The following is an 11792-nucleotide window of genomic DNA, read 5'->3' as shown; positions in this document are numbered from 1 at the left end:
CCTGCACTGTTGCTTACGCTTTATTTAATTTGAGTGAAATTTCGTGTAAAGTTAATTCTATTGCCCTCATGGAACGGTCCAAAAACAAAAAAATTCTTCTTAGTCTAATATTATGCATTCCCTTTGTATTCGGCGGATTTATCACCAACGAAACAATGATGCCGAAGTTTCGGATGAAAAAAATAGTTCTTGATGCCGGGCACGGCGGCAGAGACCCTGGGAATCTGGGCTCAAGGTCTAAAGAAAAGGATATTAATCTAGCTGTGACTCTGCTGGTGGGGAAATATATTAAAGAGAATCTGCCTGACGTAGAAGTAGTCTATACCAGAAAAGATGATAGCTTTCCTACGTTAAAAGAGCGGCCGATGATTGCAAATAAAAACAAGGCAGATCTTTTTGTATCCATCCATTCTAATTCTGCTGCAAATAAATCGGCCTATGGCACAGAGACATTTGTGATGGGAACCAAGCATTTCGAATCCAACTTTGACATAGTAAAGCGGGAAAACTCGGTGATTCTATTGGAGGATAACTACGAGGAAAACTATGAAGGATTTGATCCATCTTCCCCAGAATCCTACATTACATTCAACCTGCTTTCAAAGGTTCATTTTGAAAACTCTGTGTCACTTGCCGATAACATTGAGACTCAGTTCAAAGATCGGGTGGGACGTAAAAGCCGCGGCGTTAAGCAAGGTCCTTTCTACGTGCTTTGGACACCATCCATGCCTTCTGTGTTGGTGGAGTTGGGTTTTTTATCCAATACCACTGAAGAGAAATTCCTAATGAGTCAGGAAGGTAAAGAATACATGGCATCCGCCATCTATAGATCCATCCGGGATTATAAGGAAGCTATTGAAGCAAATTAATCCCTAGCTACTAGCAATGACTAAGCCCCTTTTCTTAAGAAAAAGGGCTTTTTTTACCGTTTATTTGACAATCAGAAGCCTGCTTTTCAAACTGATTTTTCGGTTAAAAACGAATCTTCCTGATCTCCAGTGTTTTCAGGCCCATCAAGAAAAGTGTGTTAGGTTGTTCAAATTGTCCAAGAATCAGCTGGGTCACAAGATCGCACATATATAACCCCACAATTCCGGGAACATATCCCATGACACCGTTTTCAGAGCAGCTCGGCACATCTTCAGCGTTTGGAGGCTCGGGAAATAGATCACGAAGATGCTTGCTTTTTTTATAATTAAAGACAGCTACCTGACCCTGGTACCCTAAAATGCTTCCATACACGAGGGTTTTTCCCATTTTTACACAGGTATCATTGACAATATATCGTGTTAAGAAATTATCGCAGCCGTCCACTATAAGATCGTATTCAGTAAAAAATTGTTCCGCATTTTCTTCTGACAACACTACAGGATAGGTTTTTATGGAAACATAAGGGTTCTGCTTTCCCAGTTTCCACCGGGCTACCTCCACTTTGGGCATTCCTGCATCATCAGGAGTAAATAAAATTTGACGGTGAAGGTTTGTTAGTTCTACTACATCAAAATCCACAATGCCGATAGTGCCTATACCTATGGATGTCAAATATTGAAGTAAAGGAGCTCCTAATCCACCAGCTCCGATCACCAGCACTTTAGCTTCCTTCAATTTGCTCTGCCCTAGTAAGCCCACGTCTTCCAACATGACTTGCTTACTGTAGCGATTTACTTCTTCTCTACTAAGCATAGGTTTGGCTGAATTTCCTGTCCCAATCTTTGTAAACTGCCTCGTATCCTTTGCCTTTGATCAATTCCACAATCTCCTGGACCATACGTTCATCAGAAACCTCAAACTGCTCCAGCGACTCAGGTTCTACTGCATAGCCACCTGGATTTGTTTTTGAGCCGGCACTCATAGATGTAACCCCAAGTGGAATAATATTATTTCTAAAGTGCTCCGATTCTCTTGTGGAAATGGACAGTTCAACATCTTCGTTGAAAAGTCGATAAGCTGTCAGTAATTGCACCAGATTTCTGTCAGTTACGATCACATTGGGTTCGATAATTCCCTCCGCAGGACGCATTCGGGGAAATGAGATCGAGTATTTTGTTTTCCAGAATTTCTTCTCCAGATAATCCAAATGGGCAGCGCAAAAATAAGAGTCAACCCTCCAATCTTCCAGTCCAAGCAACACACCCAAACCTGTTTTGTGGATTTCAGCATCACCTATTCTGTCAGGAGTTTCCAGGCGGTAATCAAAGTTTGATTTCTTGCCTTTGGTATGATAGGACTTATACACATCCTTGTGATAGGTCTCCTGATAGACCAACACTGAATGAACCCCTGCATCATGAACTTGCCTATACTCCTCTATACTTAGGGGCTGAAATTCTATTGAAATATTGGCAAAATATGGTTTGATAAGCTCTATGGCCCGTAAGAAATAATTGATGTTCACCGTGTGGTTGGCTTCTCCTGTCACCAATAAAATGTGGTTAACCCCACTTTTCTTAAGTGATTTTATTTCTCTGATGATTTCATCATCAGAGAGAGTCTTGCGTCTCACCTTGTTGGTCAGGCTGAAGCCGCAATAGGTACAGATATTATTGCACTCATTGCTCAGATACATGGGCGCATACAGTTGTATTGTTTTTCCGTAGCGCTTTTGCGTAAGCTCACTCGACTTGGCAGCCATCTGCTCTAAGAACGGTTCGGCAGCAGGAGAAACCAGTGACTTAAAATCCTCCAGTGACAACTTCGAGGAAGACAATGCGCAAAGCACATCTTTTTCTGTCTTGGAATAGATAGATTCTTTGATCTGGTCCCACGAGAGGGTGTTGAAAGTTTCTATAAAGCTACCCATTCAAAAAGGAGGTTAACGGACTGGAAGCAATCGCTGAAGATTGGATTTTTCCCAATTTCGATTCATAGGCCAATCGGCCTGCCATAACTGCCATCTTGAAAGCTGAGGCCATTTCTGCAGGATTTCCTGCTATTGCGATGGCGGTATTAACCAGAACGGCATCAGCTCCTATTTCCATGGCTTTTGCTGCATCTGAAGGAGCGCCGATTCCTGCGTCCACAATCACCGGGACACGGCTTTGCTCGATTATAATTTCCAAAAAATCTATTGTTCTCAGTCCTTTATTGGTTCCAATCGGCGAGCCTAAGGGCATGACTGCTGCTGTGCCTGCATCCTCCAATAATTTACACAAGACCGGGTCTGCATGAATGTAGGGGAGAACAGTAAAGCCCAGTTTCGCCAATTCTTCAGTAGCTTTCAAGGTTTCTAATGGGTCGGGCAACAGATACTTGGGGTCAGGGTGGATTTCTAGTTTCAGCCAATCTGTCTCCAGAGCTTCCCGTGCCAACTGAGCTGCGAAAATAGCTTCCTTGGCATTTCTCGCCCCTGAGGTGTTCGGAAGTAAATTGACTGATTTGGGCAGATGAGCCAGAATCGAATCAGTATCCGCTTCCAGATCAATTCTTCTCAATGCGACCGTCACCAATTCAGAATCCGAATTGATAATGGCATTTTTCATCGCTGATGCGGAGCCAAATTTGCCAGTCCCCAGAAATAACCTGGAATTGAATTGCTTGTCTGCTATCCTAAGCGGGTTCATAAAGTATCGTATGTATGCGTTCCACAATTTCTTTTGTATTGCTTGAGTTGGTCAAGATTCCCGATAAAGCTATTCCACTGATTCCTGTAGCTAGAATGGATGATATATCCTCAAGTTGAATCCCTCCGATTGCCACAATGGGAGTTTTTCTTTGTTCTTCATCCAACTTCCCTATCAGACTTTGATAACCTTCCAGCCCGAGTATAGGGCTCAGTTTTTCTTTGGTACTGGTGAATCTGAATGGGCCTAGACCGATGTAGTTGCAGCCTTCATCAATACGTTGGATCACATCCTCCAGGGTGTTTGCCGTCCCGCCAATGATTTTGTCCTGTCCCAAGAGTAATCGTGCTTTTATGACTGGCATGTCTGTCAAACCGAGATGAACTCCGTCGGCATTGATTTTTTTAGCCAGATCCACGTTGTCATTGATGATAAGAGTTGCTCCGAAACTGGCGCACAAGGATTGAAATCCTATTGCTGTTTTCTCGACTTGTTCATCAGAAAAATTCTTCATGCGCAGTTGGATCCATTTTCCTCCTGCAGCCAAGACTTCTTCGCAGTTGCTTAGATGTTCTTCAGGTGTACGACCTTGAGATATATATTGAAATCTATTATACATTGTGGTATCCTAATAAGATATGATTACTCTCCAATACTTTTTCCAAATAGGCTTTTCCTCTCCGGCATGCCTCTTCCAGAGAAAATCCCAGAGCCAAATTGGACGCTATAGCAGCAGATAAGACACATCCTGTCCCATGCTTGCTGTTTGTGCTCTCCATTGCCGGCAAAAACTCAGTGATTTGTTTTTTATCATACAGATAATCCACTCCTTTTTTAGTTGTGCTATGTCCTCCTTTGAGAAAAACGGCACAGTATTTTGCCAATTCTTCTGCAGCCTTTTCTTCTGTTTCCTCTCCTGTGATCCATTTCACTTCTTCCAGGTTTGGGGTGATCAAGTAGCATTTTTCCAAGCTTTTATAAAACCGATCTCTAGATGAAAAATCAAATAGCTCAAATCCAGCGGATGCTTTAAAAACAGGGTCTACTATGATTTTAATCAATGCAAAATTCAGCTTTACATAGCTTATGATCCTAGCTAAATAGTCTACATTGGGCAAAATACCGGTCTTAATCACGTTGACTGGATATTTTGTCAATAACATCTCGACTGCTTGTAGAATTTCCTCTATTTTCTCCCAACGCATGGCAATAAAGGTGTCTTCTGTTTGCAGGGTGATCCCCGAGCAGATGGCCAGGCCATAGACTTTATGCTGTTCAAACGTTTTGGTGTCAGCCGTCAAGCCTGCACCTGCACTTGGGTCGAGCCCTGCAATAGTCAATACATAAGGTCTGTTTTGCATAGGGACTTTGATGATAGTTTGAAATAGTTCCTTCAGGTATCAGTTCAAAAGGACACTGATCTCCCTAATTGAATCAACTCTTTCCTTTCAGGTTGAGATGCTCAAATTCCTGAGCGTTTTTTTAAATGCGTCTACTTTATTCCTACTCTGCCAGATTGTGCCGCAAAGGGCTACTCCATCAAATCCACTCTCCATCACTGAAGTTGCGTTGTCAGGTGTAATTCCTCCGATTCCAATCAATCGTGTTGATCTATTTTTACCAAAATCATGCGGTGCTTCTTTTTCAGGCTTGTAACCTGGTTTGGAGATGCTCTCAAAAACAGGCCCATAGAAGGCATAACGGAATACCTGATCCAAGCTTAGGAAGGTTTTAGGAGAATGCACGGAGGTGGTATAAACCATCTCCGTATTTTTCATGCGCTGCAAATCGCTAGCTGTCAATTTTTTTCGATCTGCTTCCTTGAAGTGGATTCTATTTATCCCAAATTCCTTTGCCATCTGATGATGCTGATGAAGTACAAGTTTTGACCTATGCTCTTCTGAAATGCCCTCCAGCAAGCTTCTGAATTTCTCTTCTCCCATTCTGGGTTTTCGCAAATGAAACAACGGTAATCCTGCGGCACATAACTGATTGATAATTGCCGGTTCATTTTCGAGCTGTTCGGGACTGGAGACTACCAGCAGCATCAGGAGTAAATTTCTCTTCCTTTTTCCTTGAATTCTTCCGACTTCTCAAACATTCCAGCTTCCGCATCATTGCGAATTTCCTGACTGATTTTCATTGAACAGAATTTTGGGCCGCACATGGAGCAGAAGTGGGCTACTTTTGCCCCCTCAGCAGGAAGGGTTTCATCGTGAAATTCACGGGCTGTATCCGGATCCAAGGATAAGTTGAACTGATCTTCCCATCTGAACTCGAAGCGGGCCTTGCTTAAAGCATTGTCACGATACTGTGCTCCAGGATGCCCTTTGGCCAGATCAGCGGCGTGGGCTGCAAGTTTGTAGGTAATAACTCCAGTTTTTACATCTTCCCTGTTTGGCAAGCCTAAGTGTTCTTTTGGAGTAACGTAACAAAGCATTGCTGTACCAAACCATCCTATCATCGCAGCACCGATTGCTGAGGTAATGTGGTCATAGCCCGGTGCAATATCTGTAGTCAAAGGTCCTAAGGTATAAAAAGGTGCCTCTTGACATTCTTTTAATTGCTTGTCCATGTTTTCTTTGATCATATGCATAGGCACATGTCCCGGGCCTTCTACCATTACCTGGACATCATGCTTCCAGGCAATTTTGGTCAATTCTCCCAGCGTTTCCAACTCAGCAAATTGCGCAGCATCGTTCGCATCGGCAATTGAGCCGGGACGCAGTCCATCCCCAAGAGAGAAAGCCACATCGTATGCTTTCATGAGCTCACAGATGTCTTCGAAGTGCGTATAAAGGAAATTCTCTTTGTGGTGAGAGAGACACCATTTTGCCATAATAGACCCACCGCGAGAGACAATTCCCGTCATTCGCTTGGCTGTCAATGGAACATAGCGCAAAAGAACTCCTGCATGGATTGTGAAATAGGATACACCTTGCTCAGCTTGCTCGATCAAGGTATCCCTGAAGATTTCCCAAGTTAAATCCTCTGCCTTTCCGTTTACTTTTTCCAACGCCTGATAAATCGGTACTGTGCCGATCGGAACAGGGGAATTTCGGATAATCCATTCTCTTGTCTCGTGTATGTTATCCCCGGTGGACAGATCCATTATGGTATCTGCACCCCAGCGGCATGCCCACACTGCTTTCTCCACTTCCTCTTCAATGGAAGAAGTCACCGCGCTGTTACCGATATTCGCATTGACTTTTACCAAGAAATTGCGCCCGATAATCATCGGTTCGCTTTCCGGATGGTTTATATTGTTCGGGATAATGGCTCTTCCTGCTGCCACTTCATCACGTACAAATTCTGGGGTAATCAGATTTATAGGCGTATTGGCATCAAAACTTTCGCCGATATGCTGAGCGCACATCGTGTCATATTGGCCGTTCCACTGTGATTTCAACGCTTCAATCCGCTGATTTTCGCGAATAGCGATATATTCCATTTCGGGAGTGATGATCCCCTTTTTCGCATAGTGTAGCTGCGAAACGTTTGCTCCTTTTTTTGCGCGTAATGGTTTTGCAATGTGTTCAAAACGTAAATGATCTAAGGTGCTGTCGTTTAATCTTTCCTGACCATAATCCGAAGTGGTTGACTCCAGATGCTCTACATCGTTGCGTTCTAGAATCCACCTTTCCCGGATTCTTGGCAATCCATTTTTAATGTCGATCTCGGTATTTTCATCTGTATAGGGACCACTTGTATCATACACTGTGACAGGTGGGTTTTTCATCGTCCCACCGCTGAATAGCTTAGTAGGTGAAACTGAAATCTCGCGCATCGCTACCTTTATGTCATGTATTTTCCCTGGTACATATATTTTTCTCGATCCGCTTATAGGTCCTGTGGATATTAGCCCTTGTTTGGGTGATTTATCTTTTCTGCTCATAACTTATCCGCCTTGAGTTGCTTTGATGATTAATAACTTATCGTTTGCTTTTAAGTAGGTCTTGGCCCATTCGGATTTAGGTACAATAGTTTCATTGATAGCTACAGCAATACCATTTTGCTTTTCTCCGATTTGGGAAAAGACAAATTCTGAAACGGATGTTTCTTTCGTTACTTGCTGAATCTGATCGTTGTATGTTATCTCCATCCTGTAAAAATTATATACTTCAGGGGAGACACACCGAGTGTATCACTTCGCTTTTTCCTTCGGCAGTACTAACTGCATCAGGTTCAAAGGGTATAATCTCAGTCCGTACAATTTTCCGTATGGACACCCCTAAAGTTGCGGAAAACTACAGATAATTATTGAGAGGGAAAAGTAGAATGTAAGTTTTCATTGGAGAACGGCAATTCGCTTTTTATTGATAATTCTTTTAGGGTTTGGTTATTTTCAGGTGATGCGGAATTGCTCCACCATATTTCTTGTTGCGAAGTTCTATTTCCTGAATGTTTTTTAACTTGAAGATTAAACTAAACTTACACAGAACGAGTTTTTGAAAACTAAACCCAAATTTGACTAATGACAGCAACTAAGCACAAGCTAGCTACAGATATGTATGACTTGCTTCAAGTCCTTCAGGATAAAAACGAGCAGGTGAAATTAGGTGGAGGTACTAAAAGAATAGAAAAAGAGCACGAAAAAGGAAAGCTAACAGCCCGCGAGAGAATTGACTACTTACGGGATAAAGAGACGCAATTTTTGGAGATAGGAGCGTTTGTGGCAGATGGCATGTATGAAGAGGAGGGGGGTTGTCCTTCAGCAGGAGTGGTGACGGGAATCGGTTATGTGAGCGGGAGAATGTGCATGATTGTAGCCAATGATGCAACTGTAAAGGCTGGAGCTTGGTTTCCTATGACAGCAAAAAAGAACCTCAGGGCCCAGGAGATTGCCATGGAAAATCGTCTGCCAGTGATTTACCTGGTGGACAGTGCTGGGGTATTTCTTCCCATGCAAAATGAGATTTTTCCGGATAAGGAGCACTTTGGAAGACAATTTCGTAACAACGCAAAGATGTCGGCAATGGGAATTGTGCAAGTGGCTGCGATCATGGGTAGTTGCGTGGCAGGCGGGGCTTACCTTCCGATCATGTCTGACGAAGCGATGATTGTGGACAAGACAGGTTCCATTTTCCTGGCTGGTTCTTATTTGGTGAAGTCAGCAATCGGTGAAACAATAGACAATGAAACACTCGGTGGGGCGACCACGCACTGTGAAATCTCAGGAGTAACGGATAATAAATACGATACAGATCAGGATTGTCTGGATGCTATCCGAAAGATTTTTGATAAAGTAGGGCATAACCCCAAAGCTGGTTTTGACCGGGTGGAATCATTAGAACCTGGTATGACAGGAGAGAAGCTTATTGCATCATTTCCTACAGCGCGAGTGAAGCCTTATGATATGCTTCAGATCATAAAGGGACTAGTAGATGGCGGGGACTTTGATGAGTACAAGGAAGAATACGGTAAAACGCTCATCTGTGGAACTGCCAGAATCGATGGGTGGGCTGTAGGAATAGTGGCCAATCAGCGGAAAATCGTCAAAAACTCCCATGGAGAAATGCAGATGGGCGGGGTGATTTATTCTGACTCAGCAGATAAAGCTGCCCGTTTTATCATGAACTGCAATCAGCGAAAAATCCCGTTGGTTTTTCTTCAAGATGTCAGCGGATTTATGGTAGGAAGCAAGGCAGAGCATGGAGGCATCATTAAAGACGGAGCCAAAATGGTCAATGCTATGGCTAATTCTATAGTGCCTAAATTCACCTTTATTCTGGGCAACAGCTATGGTGCAGGCAATTACGCCATGTGCGGGAAAGCCTACGATCCTCGACTGATTTATTCTTGGCCTACGGCTCAGATGGCGGTGATGTCTGGTGCAGCAGCGGCAAACACCCTACTGCAGATCAAAGTAGCAGGATTAAAAAAGAAAGGACAAATAATATCTCCAGAAGATGAAAAGGAATTGCTGGACGAAATCACTACTAAATACAACGAGGAACTGAGCCCTTATTATGCTGCTTCCAGACTTTGGGTGGACGGAGTAATTGATCCTCGGGAAACTAGAAAGGTGATCAGTATGGGGATAGAAGCTGCAAATCATGCACCGATTACTGAAAGATTTAACGTAGGAGTGATCCAGACTTAAAGTGGTTTTTAGTATATTTTATAAGAGTTTTATCCTTTTATCTGTAGCCATTTGACTATGAGTGAATTGACACCTGCAGAATTAAATGCCTTAGTTTCCTTATTGGATGATTCAGATCGTGAAGTGAGAATGCATGTACGGGAGCGGATTATTTCTATGGGAAATACTATTATTCCTTTTTTGGAGAAAAAGTGGGAGAACAGCTTCAATCCTGACATACAGAAAGAGATAGAAGAATTGGTTCATGACCTACAGTTTTCTCTACTCAAAGAGAGACTAATTGACTGGAGAGATACCGATGACCGGGACTTGCTTACCGGACTATGGATCATCAATACCTATCAATATCCTGACTTGGAATACGGGAAGCTAAATGCTGAAATGCACCAGATTTATTTTGAAGTCTGGACTGCTTTCAAAAATGATTTGACCCCTTATGAGCAGGTTAGGGCGATCAATAATGTGTTGTTTCATACGCTTCGTTTCTCTGCCAATACCAAGAATTTTCACTCCCCCGGGAATAGTATGCTATCTTCGGTGATTGACTCCAAGCGTGGAAATCCATTGACACTTTGTTCTATTTATTTGCTTGTTGCAAAAAAACTTGGCTTGCCGATTTATGGCGTGAATCTCCCGAATCTATTCGTTCTTACGTATAAATCGGCTGATATTACTTTCTATATCAATGCTTTCAATAAAGGATTGATCTTTAGCAGAAAAGATATTTTTAATTATTTGGAGCAATTGAAGATTGAGCCGAAAGAGGATTACTTCGAGCCCTGCGCCCATCTGCAGATTATGCTAAGAATGTTTAGAAATCTGGAAAATTCTTTTGAGAAATTGGGTGAACAAGACAAAGTACAAGAAATCCAGGAGTTGATAGCACTTCTGAATATTCAATAGATTTTTACATTACAACCTACTGCCCTGACTTGTCCGGGGCTTGGTTCTTCTCCCTTGAGAATAGAATCCATTGCTTTATCCAGGTATTTGGCAGACGCAGCACTCTCCGACTGAGGATTATTATCCAGGGCGCCTCTGTAACTGACTTTCCCTTCTGAGGATAACAATATGGCTTCGGGAATTTTTGTGATTTTATATAACTTGGTTAGTACTTGATTCTCATCTATCAGGTAGGGCATGTTAATATCGGATTGATCGATATAGCTTTGTAAAGCTGTTTTATCCGTGGCATTATTGCTGGCCTCTGGGTTCACTAAGATGAAATTAAAACCCTGACTTTGATATTTGCTTCGCAAAGCAATCAGGCGAGATTCATACATTTTCGCAAAAGGACATGCCAAACTATGAAAAATTAATACCAGCCCCCTTCCTTTTAGTTCAGATTGCATATGGATGATTTTTCCTGTCACTGCATCTGTGAGACTAATTCCCTGTAGACTTTGAGCCGAAAGAGGGAAAGTGAGAGATAGTAGAATAATGCAAACTAAGCTTAGCTTTTTCATTTACCAGATGGTATAGGTAAGTACGACGTCGGAGATTATACGGACTTGTACCGTATAATGATGGTCTGTGAAATCGGTTCCCCGAATCCTGCCCTTAATGGTTCCTGTCTTCGAATCAAACGGCTCCAGGAGGATATTTTCCCTGAAAGATACACCACGCTTTCCCTGACATTTAAAGATAGACTCTTTTGCTGACCATGCCATCGTGTAATGTAGTGGATCTTTTTCCAAAAAGGCTAATTCCGATTGATCAAGAAAACGAAATCCAATTTTCAATATTTTCTCGCGGATCAAATCCATATCAATCCCAACTGGATTGTCCCGGTGATAAATCGCACCTGCATAGCCCATGGTATGCGAAAGTGACATGTACCCATGTCCGTTCATCGCTTGGGATTTACCATGCTCATCCTTAAAAAATCCAGGATATGGGACATGCAATACATCCAGTGCATCCCGGATTGCCATCCTGGCTGTGGCCCATTCCCTTTTTTTTTCCAGATGTGAAATATTTGCGTAAGCCAATTTTTCGCGGAAGCTGAGGAATTCCAACGCATTCTCATCCTGAGTTTCGATAATCTTGATGGCCAAAGCCGAGGAAGAATCAATTTTTTCTATTTTTGTCTGCATAGGCCAGAAGGGCACCAAAGTCTCCGTCCAATA

The 11792-nt window shown here is 42.6% G+C and carries 13 protein-coding genes and 1 riboswitch; of the genes, 3 read left to right on the top strand and 10 right to left on the bottom strand.

Annotation, left to right across the window (positions count from 1 at the left end):
* Positions 1-68 precede the first annotated feature (68 nt).
* On the top strand, positions 69-869 hold the full coding sequence (locus AS141_RS14265) for an N-acetylmuramoyl-L-alanine amidase family protein (RefSeq protein WP_057938343.1): 801 nt from the start codon (positions 69-71) through the stop codon (positions 867-869).
* Positions 870-972: 103 nt separating this feature from the next.
* Here the strand turns inward: AS141_RS14265 and AS141_RS14260 are convergent, their stop codons facing one another.
* The 8 genes from AS141_RS14260 to thiS form a co-directional block, all read right to left on the bottom strand.
* Positions 973-1683 carry a HesA/MoeB/ThiF family protein gene (locus AS141_RS14260; RefSeq protein ID WP_057938342.1) on the bottom strand — a complete coding sequence of 237 codons (711 nt, stop codon included), beginning with the start codon at positions 1681-1683 and terminating at the stop codon, positions 973-975.
* Positions 1676-2800, bottom strand: a complete 1125-nt coding sequence (thiH, locus tag AS141_RS14255; RefSeq protein ID WP_057938341.1) for a 2-iminoacetate synthase ThiH — start codon at positions 2798-2800, stop codon at positions 1676-1678. The genes AS141_RS14260 and thiH overlap by 8 nt, the downstream gene beginning before the upstream one ends.
* Entirely contained in the window at positions 2793-3560 is a 768-nt protein-coding gene (locus AS141_RS14250) for a thiazole synthase (RefSeq protein WP_057938340.1), read from the bottom strand. The genes thiH and AS141_RS14250 overlap by 8 nt, the downstream gene beginning before the upstream one ends.
* A complete protein-coding gene (locus AS141_RS14245) occupies positions 3547-4179 on the bottom strand; it encodes a thiamine phosphate synthase (RefSeq protein WP_057938339.1) in 633 nt (210 codons plus the stop codon). The genes AS141_RS14250 and AS141_RS14245 overlap by 14 nt, the downstream gene beginning before the upstream one ends.
* Entirely contained in the window at positions 4172-4921 is a 750-nt protein-coding gene (locus AS141_RS14240) for a hydroxymethylpyrimidine/phosphomethylpyrimidine kinase (RefSeq protein ID WP_057938338.1), read from the bottom strand. The genes AS141_RS14245 and AS141_RS14240 overlap by 8 nt, the downstream gene beginning before the upstream one ends.
* Before the next feature lie 87 nt (positions 4922-5008).
* Positions 5009-5608, bottom strand: a complete 600-nt coding sequence (locus AS141_RS14235) for a thiamine phosphate synthase (RefSeq protein ID WP_057938337.1) — start codon at positions 5606-5608, stop codon at positions 5009-5011.
* Positions 5608-7455: a phosphomethylpyrimidine synthase ThiC gene (thiC, locus tag AS141_RS14230; RefSeq protein ID WP_057938336.1), complete on the bottom strand. Its 1848-nt coding sequence runs from the start codon at positions 7453-7455 to the stop codon at positions 5608-5610. The genes AS141_RS14235 and thiC overlap by 1 nt, the downstream gene beginning before the upstream one ends.
* Positions 7456-7458: 3 nt before the next feature.
* Positions 7459-7662 carry a sulfur carrier protein ThiS gene (thiS, locus tag AS141_RS14225; RefSeq protein WP_057938335.1) on the bottom strand — a complete coding sequence of 68 codons (204 nt, stop codon included), beginning with the start codon at positions 7660-7662 and terminating at the stop codon, positions 7459-7461.
* A gap of 37 nt (positions 7663-7699) precedes the next feature.
* A riboswitch (TPP riboswitch) is annotated at positions 7700-7803 on the bottom strand.
* Positions 7804-8067: 264 nt separating this feature from the next.
* Between thiS and AS141_RS14220 the strand changes: the two genes are divergently transcribed.
* Positions 8068-9663, top strand: coding sequence for an acyl-CoA carboxylase subunit beta (locus tag AS141_RS14220; protein WP_232424927.1), 1596 nt, complete (start codon positions 8068-8070; stop codon positions 9661-9663).
* A gap of 57 nt (positions 9664-9720) precedes the next feature.
* Positions 9721-10566: a transglutaminase-like domain-containing protein gene (locus AS141_RS14215; protein ID WP_057938333.1), complete on the top strand. Its 846-nt coding sequence runs from the start codon at positions 9721-9723 to the stop codon at positions 10564-10566.
* Here AS141_RS14215 and AS141_RS14210 read toward each other — a convergent pair.
* Both AS141_RS14210 and AS141_RS14205 read right to left on the bottom strand, forming a co-directional pair.
* Positions 10560-11129, bottom strand: coding sequence for a redoxin domain-containing protein (locus tag AS141_RS14210; RefSeq protein WP_057938332.1), 570 nt, complete (start codon positions 11127-11129; stop codon positions 10560-10562). The two genes, AS141_RS14215 and AS141_RS14210, sit on opposite strands and share 7 nt — an antisense overlap.
* On the bottom strand, positions 11130-11759 hold the full coding sequence (locus tag AS141_RS14205; protein WP_057938331.1) for a 4'-phosphopantetheinyl transferase family protein: 630 nt from the start codon (positions 11757-11759) through the stop codon (positions 11130-11132).
* Between the last annotated feature and the right edge of the window lie 33 nt (positions 11760-11792).

Origin of the sequence: Algoriphagus resistens (assembly GCF_001442615.1) — a bacterium.
In the GTDB taxonomy this organism is placed as follows: Bacteria; Bacteroidota; Bacteroidia; order Cytophagales; family Cyclobacteriaceae; genus Algoriphagus; species Algoriphagus resistens.
Note: the sequence above shows the minus strand (reverse complement) of the source record. Positions and strands in the feature narration are given on the sequence as shown.